Raw genomic sequence first — 15,599 nt, 5'->3', positions numbered from 1 at the left:
GAGACAATGGACGGGCGATGCGGATACTGCTGATAGAGGATGAGAGGGAGCTGGCCGAGGCGCTGTCGGCCGCACTCGGCAAACATGGGATCGTCACCGACCACACGATGCATCTGGCAGACGCCGTCGAGCTGACGCGGCAGAACCTCTACGATGCGATCCTGCTCGACCGGCGCCTGCCCGACGGCGAGGGGCTGAGCTTCATTCCGGAGCTCAGGCGGACGGGGAAAGATACGCCGATCATCGTGCTGACGGCGCTGAACGAACCGAAGGAGCGGATCGAAGGCCTCGACCTCGGGGCCGACGACTATCTCGGCAAGCCGTTCCTGGTGGAGGAGCTGATGGCGCGGCTCAGGGCCGTGCTGCGGCGATCGCCTGAACTGGCGGAACTCAAGATCACGGCCGGACGAATGGTGATCGACCCGCTGCATCTGAGCGTCACCGTCGATGCCGTGCCGCTGGACCTGCCCCGACGCGAACTTTTGGTGCTGGCCGCACTGGCTAGGCGCAACGAGAAGACCGTGCTGCGTTCGACGCTGGAGGCGGCGGTTTATAATTACGAGGAGGAAATCCAGTCGAATGCGCTCGACGCGCATATATCGCGGTTGCGCAAGCGGCTGATCGATGCCGGCGCCGGCGTAGCGATCCATAATATCCGCGGCGTCGGCTATCTCATGAAGGAAGAATGATGCGCGAGGCGACCAAGTCGAACCTTTCACTCTGGTGGACGCTCAGCTGGCAGCTCAGTATCGTTTTCGTGGCTGTTGTTGCGACTGTCATCATCGGGCTTTGCATTTACGCCACCAGCATCCTCTCACCCAATGAAGGAATGCAGGTTCAGCTGACTGCAGCCCTCGAGGAAGCTCTTACGCGTGACTCGCGGGGCAGGATCGTCATAGCTGATAGACCGCGTCTCAGGTCGTTCAAGGCTGAGAACAACAGGCTCTGGTTTTTCGTCGCAACACCCAGTGGAGAAACGGCCTCCTATGGCGTAATACCGGCGCCCTATGCGGACCTAGCCCGGTACGTTTACCTCATCAAAGACGCCGACATACGAGGGGCGTCTGGTACGACCGAGGTCGCCTCCATCGACCGTGTCGACACGGCAGAAGGCGAGTACAGAGTGATGTACGGCGGAAACGCCAGCAGAAGCTCCGCATTTCTGGCAATACTCGGCAAAACCTACCTCATTTACACACCACTTTTGGCCATCGCTTTGCCCGGGGTTTTTCTAACGATCCCCCGCGTCGTAGCGCGCGCTTTGGCCGGCGTGAAGGATATAGCGAGCAAGGCATCGGAAATCGAACCCCGCCGGCAAGGAGCCCGATTGCCGGTGGATGGTATTCCCACGGAAATCGCACCATTGGTGATTGCTTTTAACGGAACGCTTGAGCGGCTTGAGAACGAGTTTAAGAAACGTCAGCGCTTCCTGCTCGACGCGGCGCATGAGCTCCGGACCCCGATCGCCATCATGCAGACGCGGATCGACGGCATGCCAGACGGGCGCGAGCGGCAGCGGCTGCTCGATGACGTGGCGCGGCTTGGGCAGGCGGCCGAGCAACTGCTCGATTTCGAGCGCAACGATCAGGCGGCTGACCTCGACGAACCGGTCGATCTCGTCGAGATCGCCCGAATGACGGTTGCCGATCTCGCGCCGCTGGCGATTGTCGCCGGCTACCAAATTTCGTTTCAAAGCGAGGTCGAGAGGCTCGAACGCAAAGGCAGCCCGTCGGCGCTACCGAGGGCGGTGAGCAACCTCGTACGCAATGCCATCGACCACGGAGGCAACAGCGGTATGATCGCGGTTTCTGTGTCGGGTTCACCTTCCGGCGGCGAGCGGATCACGGTCACCGACGAAGGGCCGGGCATTCCGGCTGAACACCGGGAGTTGGTTTTCGAGCCCTTCTATCGCGTCACCCCGAAGAGCAAGGGCGCCGGTCTCGGCCTCAGCCTCGTCAAGCAGATCGTCGCAAATCATGGCGGCGAGGTTAGCATCGAGAGCAGTGCTGCAGGGACGCGGGTGACGATCGAACTCGCATAAAGGTCGGGCCTGCTTGAGTAGTATCCGCCCCCCGAGCCTTTCCTGGTTCTGATCAGGAAAGGCTCTGGATCTGTAATGTTGCGGCAATTGTCGACCGCCACTTTCGCCCGAGTTCATCGGCGACGGAGGCCAGACAGCGTGCGCAGCAATCCATTCCTATTTTCCTTTCCTGTGGCGTCGAGAGGCTTGTCTCTCGCTCTGCCGGTGGCGCTCGCCATGGCCGCGGCCGGGTGCAGCTCGGTGCCGCTGAAGGAGTCCGGCACGCTTTCTTCCTATGGTAATCTCGGCGCGCCGAAGGGCAAGCTGTCGAAATCGCGCGTCTATGTCGACGGGACGCGCCTTAGCCCGGCAAAGACGGTGAGCATCGTGCCGACGACTTTCGCCTTCAACGCCGCGACCCGCGTCAAATCGGACGCCGATCGCGTGATGGTGGCGAACGCTCTGGACCGGGCGCTCTGCATTTCGCTCAGCGACAAATACCAGCTGGTCTCTGCCGGCCAGCCGGCGGATCTGACGATCCGCTCCGTCGTCACCGACATCGTGCCGACCAACAAGGCGATGGCGAGTGTTTCGACCGTCGTGACCGTCGGCACCGGTTTCGTACTGCCCGTCGGCGTGCCGCGGCTGCCGGCCGGCCTCGGCGGACTGGCGGTCGAGGCGGAAGCCGTCGACAGCGGTGGCGTGCAGCGGGCGGCGATCGTCTGGTCGCGCGGGGCAAACTCGCTGCAGAACAACCCCCGCGTTTCCGAAGTCGGCGACGCCTACAGCCTGGCATCGAAATTCAGCAGCGAGTTTTCCCGCATGCTGATCAAAGGCAAGGAGCCGAAGGGATTGGATATTTCGCTGCCCACGGGGCAGCGGATGAAATCCTGGCTCGGCGGCAAACCGAAATATGCCGCCTGCGACGCCTTCGGCCGGCCGCCCGGACTGATGGGGGCTGTGGCTGCCAAATATGGCGCGCCGCCGCAATGGACCGAGAAGAAGCCGAAACCCGTCGCGACCTACTGAGAGACGATGCGCGGCGACGCCGCGAGCTGCTGCGCGACCAGCACTCAGCCTCGCCCCAGGCTGACGGGACGGACGGAGTAAAGGCGGCAAGGCTTGTGCTCCGTCCGTCTGGAAATCCGTCGCGCTTCATTTCAGCCGGCGGCTCCGGGCTTCAGCCAGAAATACAGCTTGATCTGATCGGGCCTGTCGGAGGGATGCGGGCCGCGCATGAACAATTCGCCGCCATTGCGCTCGATCACGCGCCGCGAGGCATCGTTATCCTCGTTGCAGAGGATGACGAGGCGGTCGAGGCCTTACTTCGATGCCAGTGCCAACAGCAGTCTCAACGCAGCGGTCGCGTGGCCGTTGCGCTGTTTCCACGGCACGACGGAATACCCGACATGACCCGACACCTCGGGCGGCAGCTCCTCTATGCCCGCTTGAAAACGCAGGCTGATGCTGCCGCAGAATTCGCCGTCCCAGATCCAGAACAGACGGGTGGTGAGAGGCGGCGATCCGGACCCGGCGTGCGGTTTGCCATCACGAATGAGATCGTCGGGGAACTTCGCCCGGTCCTGGCGCAGCCGCTGAAGTTCACCGCGAACATAGGTTTCGTCGCCTGCGCGGCGCGGATCGGGAGACCAGCCGGCGGCGAGCGCCGCTTCGAAGCCCGACAGGTTTTCCATATCCGGCGGCAGCAGGATGACGGGCCCGGCGGGCTTTGTTGTCTCTCCGGATGTCATTCCGCACCTAAAGCACGTCGCGATCTTTTAGATTCGCTCCTGACGCATCTTTCTATCCAACGCATGTCGTTATCGCAAAACGGCTGCGCACTATTGCGCGACATGCTTTAGGTTCGTGTCGCCCAACTGAGCGAGTCGACCATGACCGCGCAGACCAGCACGGCCGACCGGCGATCGGAAGCCGTGTAGCGGGCTTCCGATCATCAAAAAAGCCCCGCATCTTCATGCGAGGCTTGCTCTGATGCGTGGGCCGGATTACCGGCACTGGCGGCGCGGGCCATAATTCGGCTGATAGGTATTGTCGTAGGCGCGGTATGACCGATAGCGGCTATAGCAGTATTCAGCATGCGAAGAACCATAGGCACGTGCGCGCGGCTGCGAAGCAATGATGCCGCCGAGGAGGGCGCCTGCTGCCAGGCCGCCGATGATGGCGCCGTTATTGTCATATCGGTTATCATATCGGCGATACCGGCGATCGTGACGGCGATCCCAGCCATAACGGTCGTCGCGGTCGTAGCGGCGATCGCGGTAGCTGCGGCGGTCGCGGTCTCGATCGTTGTCGCGGTCTCGGTTGCGGTAGGATCTGCGGTTATCGCCGTTGCCCGAGCAGACGATGGAGTAAGGGTTGCAGGCGACTGTCATGATCCGGGCATCGATACTTTGAGGCGCCGGCTGGGCCGATTGCATCGGGCTCGCCACGAAGGCCGGGGCCGCCGAGGCCGGCATTCCCGAGAAGGCCGTCGCTATCGACAGGGCAATGATGCCGAATTTGTTCATTTCACTCACCTTGGGTCAACGGATGTATTGGGGGATAACGCGGGGGAAGGGAATAGGTTTCATTTTGGGATCGGGAGGGATTATGTATGTGCGTATCTGCTAACGTACCGTGCTTTCATACATATAGAGCTGGTCGATAGGGGGCAAGGCGATTTGCTGGACGGCGTGACAGTCTACGGTGTCCCCGGGAGAGCCGCGTAACGGGCTTTCGGGTATCAAAAAGCCCCGCATCTTCATGCGAGGCTTGCTCCAATGGAACGGGCCGGCTAGCGGCACTGGCGGCGTGGGCCGTAGTTCGGCTGGTAGGTATTGTCATAGGCGCGATAGGACCGATACCGGCTATAGCAATACTCCGCATGCGAACCAGAACTGTAGGCACGCGTGCGCGGCTGCGAAGCGATGATACCGCCGAGGAGGGCGCCTGCCGCCAGACCGCCGATAATGGCACCGGTATTGTCATGGCGGCGATACCGGCGATCATAGCGACGATCCCAGCCATAACGGTCGTCGCGGTCGTAATTCCGGTCACGATAGTGATTGCGGTTGCGATACCACCTGCGATTATTGCCGAACTGACCCGGGCAGTTCGTGAAGTTATTGCAGCCGATGGTCGTGATGCGGGCATCGGTATTTTGAGGCGCTGGCTGCGCCGATTGCACCGGGCTCGGCACAAAAGCCGGACCTGCCGAGGCTGGCATTCCGGAGAAGGCCGTCGTTATCGACAGGGCAATAATGGCGAATCTATTCATTTCACTCACCTTGGGTAAACGGATGTATCGAGGGGATAACGCAGCGGAAGGGAATAGGTTTCATTTTGGGATGGAATGAGGCGGTGTATGTGCGTGGGTGCTAACGCAGCTAGGTTGCGCGCACTGCTGGACGGCAAATCGGCCGGCCCCTATGGGGTCTCGCGAGCACTCCAGAGCAACCGCAGCCCGAGTGCGACAAGGAAGGGGCGGCCACCTTCATGACGAAGAACAGGATGGCAGAGCGCGGAACGGCATGTTCAAACTCCCAGAAGGGCCGCCAAGGCCCAGAGGGGGACGGGATTTACCGGAGGGGCGCGGGGGCCGGTCATTCTTGCAATAGGTACCGTTAACACAACAGACATCTCAGGGTGGTAATTCCCTCCAAACAGAGCTTGGCTACCGGCGGCGGTTGATGCCACCGGGGCGCGTCTTGCCGGGGACTGGAAGAATGCCGAATTGGCGCGTGCGGCGGACGGCCCTGATCCTTGGGTTGGGCCTGATTTTGTCGATAAGCATCTACGATAGGACCTCGCGTGACAGCGGGCGGGTCGTCAACAACATCATCCTTACATCCGATCCGGACAGCAACCAACGGATCCATGCCGGTGCGGGCGATGATGTGGTGTATGGCCGAGGCGGACAGGATGAAATCCGAGGTGACGAGGGAGATGACACGCTCTACGGCAACGAGGATGACGATCTTCTGACCGGCGGCACCGGCAACGACACCTACGGCTATGCCCGCGGCGACGGCAACGACACCATTGTGGAAACGATCGAGGATAGCGGCGACGCCGACACGCTGATCTTTTCCGATATCGGCCCAGGCGATATCGGCCTTCGCCAGGAGGGCGACGATCTCATCATTGCGATCAGGATGAGTGCGGCAGATGCCGCCAAGAACGTATCAATTCTCGAGGAAGCGAGGCTTGCGGCCAAGAGCGACGGCAGGCTCGCCTGGGCGCTTGAAAGGACTGCCGCACGTATGGCCGCGGGCGGGTCGATCCTCATCGAGTCGGGACGATCAGGTGGTGATAAGGGGATCGAAAGCATCAGGTTCAGCGACGGGACAATCTGGTCGAAGCAGGACATCGCCGCGCATATCAGTGTGGTTCTGCCCGAGGGTATTGCCGGCACTGTCGGCCGGGAAACTCTAGAAGGCACCATGGGCGACGATCTGATCATCGGACTTGAAGGAAACGACACGCTTTCCGGATCCTTTGGCGACGACACCTATGTCTATACCAGCGGCCATGGCTCCGACGTCATCGATGACATCGTCAACATGTCGAACGAGATCGACACGCTTCGCCTGACCGATCTCACCGCTTCCGACGTGATGTTGCTGCGGAATGCGGCAAAGCTGATGGTGATCGTCAAGCCCACGGGCGAAGTGATCACCGTCGAGAAGCAGTTCTTGGCCGAGGGCTATTGGGGCATTGAAAAGATCGAATTTTCCGATGGAAAGTCCTGGGACAGGGACAAGATTCTTATGCGCTAGGTGCCGAGCTGGAATGACTGCGCCGCCCCATCGTCGTGTGTTCATGCAGCGGCGGCCCAAGTTTCTGCGCCCTGGGTCTCCAGTGCGTGTCGGTGCCGGTAAATGGCGGGAGGAGTCGGTCCGCCCTTCGTTGTGCCAACGTGAGGCGCGCTATCAGGCTTACCTTCCGCCGGCCAGCAATCGAAGCTGGCTTTCGTCATGCACACCCTGGCGGTAAAGCTCGATGATGAGGGCGCCCAGACGGTCGGCCTCCTTGCTCGATCTGTCGATCTTTAGCCCGCTACAGAGAGCTTCGTGGACACGCCTGCACACATCGAGGTCATCGGAGGCGAGCGGTTCGTCACGCGTGCTGAACAGCTTGTCTGACATCGCAATCTGCCCTTTTTTGGATGCCGTGAATCGCTTTCGTGAAAAAAGATAATTTCGCGATCTTTGCTCTGCAAGATGGGCGAAGGTCCGAAATTCAAAAAGAATTCTGGGCACGCACGGGAACATACCGGCGAGGGCGGCAGGGCGTGGATATGAGATCGATCGGCGTGTTGGCTTGATGGATGACGTGCGCGTGCTACTTGATTGCGGGGTCCTTGGCGCCTTGCTGCGACAGGCGCAGCTCTTTCAGCCGCTTGGTTTTTTCGAGGCGGGCCCGCTGCTCCGCTTCGATGGTTTCCTTGGCGGCGCGCTCGGTGTTTTCGAAACGATCCTGCCGGTAAGCCTTTGATGAGGGTTCACGTTCTCTTTTCATGGCCGCTAAACGCAAATCGCCGAAAACGGTTTCATAGGAAAATGAGTCACCGGCCGTCAATCGATCGACGTGGCCAGAATGCCGGCGTGTGGGATGGCAAGCCATCGTGGCAACCGGGCGCCTGATCGGCGCCCGGCAACATCGCGGATCAGCCCTTGATGAAGGCGAGGATGTCGGGATTGATGATGTCGGCATGGGTGGTGCACATGCCATGCGGGAATTTCTCGTAAACCTTCAGCGTGGCGTTCTGCAGGAGCTTGGATGAGAGCAGGGCCGAGTCGGCGATCGGCACGATCTGGTCGTCATCGCCGTGCATGACAAGGGTCGGCACGGTGATGATCTTCAGATCTTCGGTGAAGTCGGTTTCCGAAAAGGCCTTGATGCCGTCGTAATGCGCTTTGGCGCCGCCGATCATGCCCTGGCGCCACCAATTGTTGATGACCGGTTCCAGGACCTTCGCGCCCGGCCGGTTGAAGCTGTAGAACGGACCGGCCGGCAGATCGTAATAGAACTGCGCGCGATTGGCGGCGAGTTGCTGGCGCAACCCATCGAAGACTTCGATCGGCAGGCCGCCGGGATTGGCTTCGGTCTTCACCATGATCGGCGGCACGGCGCCGATGATCACCAGCTTGGCGACGCGGCCCTGCGGCTGGCCATGGCGGGCGACATAATGGGTCGCTTCGCCGCCGCCGGTGGAGTGGCCGACATGGACGGTGTTCCTGAGATCGAGATGCTCGACGACGGCTGCGGCATCGGCGGCGTAGTGATCCATGTCGTGACCGTCGCCCACCTGGGTCGAGCGGCCGTGGCCTCGCCGATCATGGGCGACGACCCGGTAGCCCTTCTCAAGGAAGAACAGCATCTGGGCATCCCAGTCGTCGGAGCAGAGCGGCCAGCCGTGATGAAACATGATCGGCTGAGCGCTCTTCGGCCCCCAATCCTTGTAGAAGATTTCGACGCCGTCCTTGGTGGTAACCGTGCTCATCTTTTGGCTCCGTTGGTTGGGGTTGGTTGGATTAATGCGGTCAGAAGTTTGCGCTGTTGCCTGCAGAATTGACAAGGCCACGAGCGCCGTTGGGCCGGAGGCTCGGGGCAAGAAGGTCGCGCCTGATCAACCCGAATATATTGATGTGCTTATTGAGTTCATCTTTCTATTCTATTGATATGACAGAAGTTTGTATGTCTGCGCGAGATGCGTATGGCACCCGCCCATTTCGCATGACGCGCGGGGGCCCGGGTGATCCTCGCCTGGCTGCTTTGCGCTGCGAACATTGTTTTAATCCACTGTATCTCGCCTGTCGGCCACCTCAGGCTAGTTCGTCACGGGCGAGACGAACGTCTGCAATGAGCCATTTTTTTATTATTCGTTCAATATATCCGTCCGGGTAGTTCAATATATCTGTCCGGGGTAGGTGTGTTCCCATTCTGCCGCCGCGTGCATGCCGCTGCTGGCGCTCACTTGAACGCGGTTCATCGCCCAACCATCTAATCCTCATACAACAGCGCCATGGCGGACCGTCGCAACCGCGACGGCTTCGCCGGCGGCGGGACGGCCGTTATTGCCGCCTGAGGATCAAATCATGGGTTACATGGATAAGGACATAGCGCCTCAGAATGATGGGGCGCTGATTGATGCCTATTCGCAATCGATCGCAGCAGCAGTCGATACGGTCGGGCCAGCAGTCAGCCGGATCGAGAGGGTGGGAGGCCGGCAGGGGCACGGGTCCGGCTTCGCGGTCTCGCCTGATGGCCTGATCATCACCAACAACCATGTCGTTGACGATGCCAAGGTCGTTCGCATCACCACGCCTGACGGTTTCGTTACCGAGGGCCGCGTGCTTGGCCGGGATGTGGATACCGATATCGCCCTCATTCGCGCCAATACAAGCACCGGCGCCTGGGCGAAGCTCGGAGATTCCCAGCGTCTGCGCAGGGGCCATATCGCGATCGCGATCGGAAACCCGCTCGGCTTCGAATGGACGGTTACGGCCGGTATCGTCTCGGCGCTCGGCCGGTCGATGCGGGCGGCCAGCGGCCGGCCGATGGAAGATGTCATCCAGACCGATGCGGCGCTCAATCCCGGCAATTCGGGCGGGCCACTGGTGTCTTCGGGCGGGGAGGTCATTGGCGTCAACACCGCCGTCATTCAGGGCGCGCAGAGCATCGCCTTTGCCGTGGCGTCGAATACGGCCAACTTCGTGGTTTCGGAGATTCTTCGCTATGGCCAGGTCCGGCGCGCCTTCATCGGCATAGCAGGCGATACGATCGTGCTGCCGCGCCGGGTGGCGCTTGCGGCAGGCACGACGCAGACGACCTCCGTCCGCATCCGCCGCGTCGAACCGGAGGGGCCGGCAGCGAAGGGAGGCCTGCAAGAGGGCGATTATATCCTTGCCATCGACGGCAGCCCGGTCGGCGGTGTCGACGATATCGTCCGACTGATGGATGGCAGCAGGATCGGCAGGGATACGGAGATCCTGGTGTTCTCAGTGGCGGGCCGGGTCGAGAAGAAGATCTTGCTGCCGATGGCCCGGTCCTGACGCTTCACCTCAGCGCCATGACTAGGCATCACCTCACGTCAGGCGCTGACTGCTTCCTGATCCGTCCCCGAGAAATCCACTGCCGCAAAGGCCGCCGCCAACACTTCCGGCCCGGCGCCGGTTTTTGCCGCATCGGTTGAGAGGATCTGACGGTAGCGGCGGGCGCCGGGCAGGCCGGTGAAGAGACCGACCATGTGGCGGGCCACGTGCTGTAGCCGGCCGCCGCCGGCGATGTGGCGTTCGGCATAGGCCATCATCCGGTTACAGAGCGCCTCCCAATCCGGTTCGGCCGCAGGCGCACCAAAGAAGCGCTGGTCGATGTCGGCAAGGATCGCGGCATTCTGGTAGGCGGCGCGGCCAAGCATGACGCCGTCGACATGTTCGAGATGGACGGCGGCTTCGTCGAGCGTGCGGATACCGCCGTTGATGCCGATGAAGACATCGGGCCAGCGCTGCTTCATCCGATAGACGATCTCGTAGTCGAGCGGCGGGATCTCGCGGTTTTCTTTGGGGCTCAGACCCTTCAGCCATGCCTTGCGGGCATGGATCCAGATCGCGTCGGCGCCGGCATCGAGAACGCGGCTGATCAGCTCGGGCAGCGCCTGTTCCGGCTCCTGCTCGTCGACGCCGATCCGGCATTTCACCGTTACCGGCGCGGTCGCAACCCTCTTCATTGCCGCGATGCATTCGGCCACCGTTTCCGGCGTCAACATCAGGCAGGCGCCGAAGGTGCCGGACTGCACCCGGTCGGAAGGGCAGCCGACATTGAGGTTGATCTCGTCATAGCCATAGGGCTGGGCGATTTTCACCGCTTCGGTAAGCTTTGCCGGGTCCGATCCGCCGAGCTGCAGCGCCAGCGGATGCTCGGCGGCGTCATGACCGAGCAGCCGATCGCGCGGGCCGTGGATGATCGCATCGGCCACCACCATCTCGGTATAGAGCAGCGCCTCGCGGCTGATCTGGCGGTGGAAATAGCGGCAATGCCGATCCGTCCAGTCGATCATCGGGGCGACTGCAAAAATCGGCCTCTTCTGCGTCATCGACGTTCCACTGTTCCTTGTTACCGCGCCGCAGTGCGGTGCCCCCGCCGCAGGGGCGGGCATCTATAAAGGGCGCATATAACACTTGCCAATGTGATCGACAAATGACCGCCGATCACCACAAACAGAAACGGCGCCCCTTGCGGAGCGCCGTTATGCCGCGCGAGCGGAAGTCTGACTTACGAAGCCGAGATGTTGACAGCCTTCGGGCCCTTGCCCATGCGGTCCGGCTCGGTGTCGAAGGTAACCTGCTGGCCTTCGCGCAGCGACTGGATGCCAGAAGCCTGCAACGCAGAGATATGGACAAAAACGTCCTTTGCGCCGCCGTCCGGCGTGATGAAACCAAAACCCTTGTCCTGGTTGAAGAATTTTACGGTGCCCTTGGTGGCCATTGGGATCGTCCTTTTCCCTTAGTCTGTGTAGTATCCGCGCCCCCGAGAGGAAGCGGACGGCTTTAGCTTTCGCCCCGATCGATTGGGACGAAGGGTCAGTCGGAGAAGTCACGTACGGGGAAAGAACGTCTACGTAGGCGGGTAGTCCCGCGCCGCCTTCCAAACGGAAGGGATTACCACATCAGTCCAGTCACCGGCATGCAAATGCCCGAGTAAGTCAATTCGTGCCAGCATTTCGGGCAAAAAGCAAGCGGGATTCTTTTGGCATGCCTGCATCGATGTCGGGAAATGCCGAAGATTCAGATACTTGACGATGGGTTAACGGATTCTTGCGCGGCTGTGCCATATCGGGATTCCGTGCCGAAACGGGATGAGCGGCAGATTCGATAGCCGGGCAGGTTTTTTGTTCGTGGGCGGGGCGGCAGGCACGCCGATCAGTCTCATGGTGAGGGTGAGGAGCGGAGCAATCGATCCAGTGAATTGATTGCCCGTGACAAACGCAGGGTCGCCTCGACCGGGAGGGCGGGTGGCTGGGCTGCCAGCCTACTGCGCATCCCCCAGCAACCCGCTCAGGCTCCAGGGATTATCCCCCTTCTGATTGGCGATGTCGTCGACCTTCCAGCCGCCGTGTTCGCGTACCAGCGTATAGAAGAGCGTCACCTCTTCGCCGTTTTCGAACTCCACCTCCACCTCGGCCTTGTCATCCAGCAGGATCGGCTGGCCGATCCTGACGTCGCTGGCGGTGCCATCCTGGCCAGCGATGACGGGATCGAAGTCGATCGCACCGACATCGCCCTCTGCCGTGTTGTCGAGATCGGTCTGGAGGAGCTTGTTCAGGTGGTCGGAGAAGAAGGCGGAATAGGGCGAGGGCGCCTCGGCGTCGCTGTTGTCGGTGTCGTAGCTATAGAGCGCCTTGAGCAGCGCCTTCGGCGTCTTGTAGGTCGCTGCCGATGCAGGCAAGGCTGCGAGCGCCGAGACGGCGAGGGCGAGGATGAATGTGGGCAGGCGCATGCGGGCTCTCCTCGGATCGGCAGGAAATCATAGCCGAATCGGGTGCGAAGGGGGAGCAGCAATTTGGACCGGGCGGTAAGCCGAACCCCCTGTTCTACCCAGTGGGGAAAAGAGATTCGGTGGGGCACCTTGTTCCGCCTGATCGATACGGGGGCTTGCTGACCGCAAGCACCCCGTTTTGAAGGCCATTGGCGACGCATTTCTGCGTCGCCTGGAATCCAGTCGCAGTTAGATCAACGCCTCATGCGAGAAGCTCGAAACCGCCGGCTCGAAGACGTCCTTCACGGCGACCGTGAAATCGTGGCTGGTGACGTTTCCGGCCGTGTCGTAGGCTTCGGCAGTGAAGGTCAGGTTGTGGGTGCTTTCGTAGTCGATTGCAGCCTTCGTCTGGATCTTGTTGCCGACGAGCTTGAAGATGCCGTCGGCATCATCCGTCAGCCGCCATTTTACCGTGCCGCCTTCTGGATCGACCGCCGAGAGAAGGCCGACCGAGGTGCCGATCGCGACATTCTCGGAGATCGAGCTGCGCGAGAAGGCGAGATTGGTCGGCGCCTTGTTGACAGGTGCTTCGTTGACGTCGAGGACATTGATCGTGATGTCCTTTTCGACCGTGACCTTGCCGTCGGAAACGGCAACCTTGATCGTGTGCGACTTGTCGGTCTCGTAATCCAGCGCCTTGGAGGTGACGATACGGTCGCCCTTTATCCGGAAATGATCGTTGGCTCCGTCGAGCAGCGTATAGGTGAGGGCGTCGCCATCGGCGTCCTTGGCGCTGAGCAGGCCAACGGTGGTCCAGATCGGCGTGTCCTCTGAGAGGGCGGTCTTCGAAAGCTGGAAATTGGTCGGCGCGGTGTTATTGCTTGTGAAAGTTTCCGTGGCGAAATCGTAGACGCCGTCGGCAAAACGGGCGAATTCAACATCAGTCAGCGTATCCTTGCCCTCCAGGGCGCTCGTCAGGATGTGGCTGCCATTGTCGATCGCGAAGGAATAGCTGGCGAAATCGCCGGAGAAGACGGCCGTGTCGATGCCGGTGCCTCCAAAGAGCATGTCGTTCCCGCCATAGCCATCAATTCTGTCATTACCAGCTCCACCGTCGAATATGTCGTTACCATCGGTGCCTTCAAGTTGGTCGCTGCCGCCACCGGTCGCGACGTCAATACCGAAGGCCGTGCCACTGATATATGCCGAACGGGTGGCCAACTCGTCCGAGAGATCGACATGGGCACTGTCGGTCAATGTCAAGGAGATGATGCTTTCGTATCCCGGCTCGTAGACTACGATTTTGTCGAAACTTTCGAACTGCGCAGCCGAACCAATAGCGCCCGCTCCGCCCAATTCGAGGATTTCGAAATTTTGGATCGTCAGGCCGCTCAGATTATAGGCTTGCAGCGTGTCGGTGTCGGCACCGCCATTGAGTGTTCCGGACGCCTCGACATCGGAGCCGCGAAACACAGTTACGGTGTCGTTGCCGTTGCCTGCATCTATATCGAAGATTTTTGCATCGGCGTAGTCGTCACCATCGGTGATCGTATCATCGCCCGCACCGCCTCTCAGGACGTCATTGCCGGAGTAGCCATCGATAACGTCATTGCCGGCGCCGCCGTCGAAAATGTCGTTGCCATCAGTACCTTCAAGTTGATCATTGCCGCCACCGGTCGTGACGTCGATGCCGAAGGCATTGCCGCTGATATGCGCCGAACGGGTGGCCAGTTCACCAGCAAGGTCGACGTGAACCCCGTCCGTCAATTTCAACGAGATGGCATAGCTATCGTAGTTTGGATCGTCGTAGACGACGATCTTTTCAAAGCTTTCAAACTGCGCCGCCGAACCAATAGTTTCCATTCCCCCCGTCTCAAGAATTTCGAAATTCTTGATCGTCAAGCCGGTCAGATTATAGGCTTGCAGCGTGTCGGTGTCGGCACCGCCATCAACTATTCCCGAATTTTCGATACTGTATGCGATCTGCAGGTTCACGGTATCATTGCCGTCGCCCCCATCTATATCGAAGACTTCTGGAGGGCCGAAAAAGTCACCGTCGCCGATCGTGTCGTTACCCGTTCCACCCCTGATCACATCATTTCCGGCGCCCCCATAGACTTGGTCGTTGCCTTCGCCGCCGGTCAACAGGTCATTTCCAGCATTGCCATGCAATGTGTCGTTGCCGGCGCCGCCGTCGAAAATGTCGTTACCGGCTGTTCCGACGAAATTGTCATTACCGGCGCCCGTCGTGACGTCTATGCCGAAGGCGGTGCCTGTGATGGAGGTCCGACGGGCTGCCAGTTCGTCGGAGAGATCGACATGAACGCCATCCGCCAATATCAAGGAGATGACGGAACTGTCGTAGATCGGATTGTCACCGTAGATGATCTTGTCGAAGCTTTCGAACTGAGCAGCCGAACCGGCAAGGTGGATCCCTCCCGTTTCAAGAATTTCGAAGTTCTGTATCGTAAAAGCGGTCAGATTGTTCAAGCCGGAAAGAACGTCGATCCCGTTGCCGCCATCGATCGCCCCTGTCAGCGATTCATCGCTTGCTAATATAATTACTTTGTCGTCGCCGTCCCCTGCATCGATCGTCGTTTTCGGTGTGTTAAAGTGCGCAGAGTCGGTGATCGTGTCATTGCCCGCGCCACCATTGATCTTGTCATTACCTTGCCCGCCGTCGAGCGTGTCGTTGCCGTCCCCGCCATTCAGCGTGTCATTACCAGCTCCACCTCGGATCGTATCTTCTCCGGCACCGCCGTTCAGCGTGTCTGCGCCATCGTCGCCATTTAGCGTATCGTTGCCTTCTCCGCCATTCAGCGTGTCATTGCCATTTCCGCCCGATATAGTGTCGTTGCCCCTGCCGGTTGTAATCGCATTGGCACTGCTCGAGCCCGTTATTTCTGCGGAAACCGAGTCCAACTCATCGGCAAGGTTTATCGTGCCGAAATCCGACACCTTCAGAGTGACCATGGCGAGAGGATTATCGGCGGAGTAGCGGATGACGTCGTACGCCTCGAACTGCGCACCGGTCTTGATAACTGTAGCGCCGTTCGTGTCCAGAATATTCAAGGCCATGTAAACTTTCCAGAAGATGCGT

At 60.3% G+C, this 15,599-nt stretch carries 15 protein-coding genes and 1 pseudogene; 5 read left to right on the top strand and 11 right to left on the bottom strand.

What is annotated here, in order from left to right:
* Nucleotides 1–17 precede the first annotated feature (17 nt).
* The 3 genes from ACM5SV_RS30665 (at nucleotide 18) to ACM5SV_RS30655 (ending at nucleotide 3,049) form a co-directional block, all read left to right on the top strand.
* A complete protein-coding gene (locus ACM5SV_RS30665) occupies nucleotides 18–689 on the top strand; it encodes a response regulator transcription factor (protein ID WP_017994465.1) in 672 nt (223 codons plus the stop codon).
* Nucleotides 689–2,041 (top strand): sensor histidine kinase, encoded by a 1,353-nt coding sequence (locus ACM5SV_RS30660; RefSeq protein ID WP_221993302.1) that lies wholly within the window; start codon nucleotides 689–691, stop codon nucleotides 2,039–2,041. The genes ACM5SV_RS30665 and ACM5SV_RS30660 overlap by 1 nt, the downstream gene beginning before the upstream one ends.
* A gap of 75 nt (nucleotides 2,042–2,116) precedes the next feature.
* Nucleotides 2,117–3,049 (top strand): DUF3313 domain-containing protein, encoded by a 933-nt coding sequence (locus ACM5SV_RS30655; RefSeq protein ID WP_260690151.1) that lies wholly within the window; start codon nucleotides 2,117–2,119, stop codon nucleotides 3,047–3,049.
* Nucleotides 3,050–3,180: 131 nt separating this feature from the next.
* Here ACM5SV_RS30655 and ACM5SV_RS30650 read toward each other — a convergent pair.
* From ACM5SV_RS30650 to ACM5SV_RS30640, 3 genes and pseudogenes are all read right to left on the bottom strand, one after another.
* Nucleotides 3,181–3,771, bottom strand: a pseudogene (locus ACM5SV_RS30650) (GNAT family N-acetyltransferase).
* A 255-nt stretch (nucleotides 3,772–4,026) separates the two neighbouring features.
* Complete coding sequence (locus tag ACM5SV_RS30645; protein WP_012757968.1) at nucleotides 4,027–4,548, bottom strand: BA14K family protein; 522 nt, start codon at nucleotides 4,546–4,548, stop codon at nucleotides 4,027–4,029.
* Nucleotides 4,549–4,814: 266 nt separating this feature from the next.
* Nucleotides 4,815–5,297, bottom strand: a complete 483-nt coding sequence (locus ACM5SV_RS30640; RefSeq protein ID WP_221973604.1) for a BA14K family protein — start codon at nucleotides 5,295–5,297, stop codon at nucleotides 4,815–4,817.
* A gap of 448 nt (nucleotides 5,298–5,745) precedes the next feature.
* Here ACM5SV_RS30640 and ACM5SV_RS30635 point away from each other — a divergent pair, with 448 nt between their 5' ends.
* The gene (locus ACM5SV_RS30635) at nucleotides 5,746–6,798 is read left to right on the top strand and encodes a calcium-binding protein (protein ID WP_222015014.1); all 1,053 of its coding nucleotides are present in this window, start codon (nucleotides 5,746–5,748) and stop codon (nucleotides 6,796–6,798) included.
* 159 nt (nucleotides 6,799–6,957) lie between these two features.
* On the opposite strand, the gene ACM5SV_RS30630 is transcribed toward ACM5SV_RS30635, so the two are convergent.
* From ACM5SV_RS30630 to ACM5SV_RS30620, 3 genes are all read right to left on the bottom strand, one after another.
* Nucleotides 6,958–7,167 (bottom strand): hypothetical protein, encoded by a 210-nt coding sequence (locus tag ACM5SV_RS30630; protein WP_222015013.1) that lies wholly within the window; start codon nucleotides 7,165–7,167, stop codon nucleotides 6,958–6,960.
* Between the two features lie 196 nt (nucleotides 7,168–7,363).
* Entirely contained in the window at nucleotides 7,364–7,645 is a 282-nt protein-coding gene (locus ACM5SV_RS30625; RefSeq protein WP_222015011.1) for a hypothetical protein, read from the bottom strand.
* Between the two features lie 43 nt (nucleotides 7,646–7,688).
* Nucleotides 7,689–8,525, bottom strand: a complete 837-nt coding sequence (locus ACM5SV_RS30620) for an alpha/beta fold hydrolase (RefSeq protein WP_113545901.1) — start codon at nucleotides 8,523–8,525, stop codon at nucleotides 7,689–7,691.
* Nucleotides 8,526–9,120: 595 nt separating this feature from the next.
* Here ACM5SV_RS30620 and ACM5SV_RS30615 point away from each other — a divergent pair.
* On the top strand, nucleotides 9,121–10,077 hold the full coding sequence (locus ACM5SV_RS30615; protein ID WP_222015009.1) for a S1C family serine protease: 957 nt from the start codon (nucleotides 9,121–9,123) through the stop codon (nucleotides 10,075–10,077).
* 38 nt (nucleotides 10,078–10,115) lie between these two features.
* Here ACM5SV_RS30615 and dusA read toward each other — a convergent pair whose 3' ends face one another.
* The 5 genes from dusA to ACM5SV_RS30590 all read right to left on the bottom strand — a co-directional run bounded on the left by dusA (nucleotide 10,116) and on the right by ACM5SV_RS30590 (nucleotide 15,577).
* Nucleotides 10,116–11,117, bottom strand: a complete 1,002-nt coding sequence (gene dusA / locus ACM5SV_RS30610; protein WP_012757960.1) for a tRNA dihydrouridine(20/20a) synthase DusA — start codon at nucleotides 11,115–11,117, stop codon at nucleotides 10,116–10,118.
* A gap of 179 nt (nucleotides 11,118–11,296) precedes the next feature.
* Nucleotides 11,297–11,509, bottom strand: a complete 213-nt coding sequence (locus tag ACM5SV_RS30605; protein ID WP_003540801.1) for a cold-shock protein — start codon at nucleotides 11,507–11,509, stop codon at nucleotides 11,297–11,299.
* A gap of 217 nt (nucleotides 11,510–11,726) precedes the next feature.
* Nucleotides 11,727–11,855 carry a hypothetical protein gene (locus tag ACM5SV_RS30600; protein WP_260687155.1) on the bottom strand — a complete coding sequence of 43 codons (129 nt, stop codon included), beginning with the start codon at nucleotides 11,853–11,855 and terminating at the stop codon, nucleotides 11,727–11,729.
* Nucleotides 11,856–12,052: 197 nt separating this feature from the next.
* The gene (locus ACM5SV_RS30595) at nucleotides 12,053–12,520 is read right to left on the bottom strand and encodes a DUF3828 domain-containing protein (RefSeq protein ID WP_003560376.1); all 468 of its coding nucleotides are present in this window, start codon (nucleotides 12,518–12,520) and stop codon (nucleotides 12,053–12,055) included.
* 228 nt (nucleotides 12,521–12,748) lie between these two features.
* A complete protein-coding gene (locus ACM5SV_RS30590; RefSeq protein WP_012757958.1) occupies nucleotides 12,749–15,577 on the bottom strand; it encodes a metal-binding protein in 2,829 nt (942 codons plus the stop codon).
* Nucleotides 15,578–15,599 lie beyond the last annotated feature (22 nt).

Origin of the sequence: Rhizobium sp. CRRU65, assembly GCF_048551595.1 — a bacterium.
GTDB classification, from domain to species: domain Bacteria; phylum Pseudomonadota; class Alphaproteobacteria; order Rhizobiales; family Rhizobiaceae; genus Rhizobium; species Rhizobium leguminosarum_J.
This window is presented reverse-complemented; position numbering and strand designations above follow the sequence as displayed.

Excerpts from the sequence above, each read along its gene's own strand:
- ACM5SV_RS30645 (WP_012757968.1), bottom strand. The coding sequence starts at position 4,548 with ATGAACAAATTCGGCATCATTGCCCTGTCGATAGCGACGGCCTTCTCG.
- ACM5SV_RS30625 (WP_222015011.1), bottom strand. The coding sequence starts at position 7,645 with ATGGCTTGCCATCCCACACGCCGGCATTCTGGCCACGTCGATCGATTG.
- dusA (WP_012757960.1), bottom strand. The coding sequence starts at position 11,117 with ATGACGCAGAAGAGGCCGATTTTTGCAGTCGCCCCGATGATCGACTGG.
- ACM5SV_RS30665 (WP_017994465.1), top strand. The coding sequence starts at position 18 with ATGCGGATACTGCTGATAGAGGATGAGAGGGAGCTGGCCGAGGCGCTG.
- ACM5SV_RS30630 (WP_222015013.1), bottom strand. The coding sequence starts at position 7,167 with ATGTCAGACAAGCTGTTCAGCACGCGTGACGAACCGCTCGCCTCCGAT.
- ACM5SV_RS30620 (WP_113545901.1), bottom strand. The coding sequence starts at position 8,525 with ATGAGCACGGTTACCACCAAGGACGGCGTCGAAATCTTCTACAAGGAT.
- ACM5SV_RS30655 (WP_260690151.1), top strand. The coding sequence starts at position 2,117 with ATGTTGCGGCAATTGTCGACCGCCACTTTCGCCCGAGTTCATCGGCGA.
- ACM5SV_RS30590 (WP_012757958.1), bottom strand. The coding sequence starts at position 15,577 with ATGGCCTTGAATATTCTGGACACGAACGGCGCTACAGTTATCAAGACC.
- ACM5SV_RS30635 (WP_222015014.1), top strand. The coding sequence starts at position 5,746 with ATGCCGAATTGGCGCGTGCGGCGGACGGCCCTGATCCTTGGGTTGGGC.
- ACM5SV_RS30660 (WP_221993302.1), top strand. The coding sequence starts at position 689 with ATGCGCGAGGCGACCAAGTCGAACCTTTCACTCTGGTGGACGCTCAGC.
- ACM5SV_RS30600 (WP_260687155.1), bottom strand. The coding sequence starts at position 11,855 with ATGGCACAGCCGCGCAAGAATCCGTTAACCCATCGTCAAGTATCTGAA.
- ACM5SV_RS30640 (WP_221973604.1), bottom strand. The coding sequence starts at position 5,297 with ATGAATAGATTCGCCATTATTGCCCTGTCGATAACGACGGCCTTCTCC.
- ACM5SV_RS30615 (WP_222015009.1), top strand. The coding sequence starts at position 9,121 with ATGGGTTACATGGATAAGGACATAGCGCCTCAGAATGATGGGGCGCTG.
- ACM5SV_RS30595 (WP_003560376.1), bottom strand. The coding sequence starts at position 12,520 with ATGCGCCTGCCCACATTCATCCTCGCCCTCGCCGTCTCGGCGCTCGCA.
- ACM5SV_RS30605 (WP_003540801.1), bottom strand. The coding sequence starts at position 11,509 with ATGGCCACCAAGGGCACCGTAAAATTCTTCAACCAGGACAAGGGTTTT.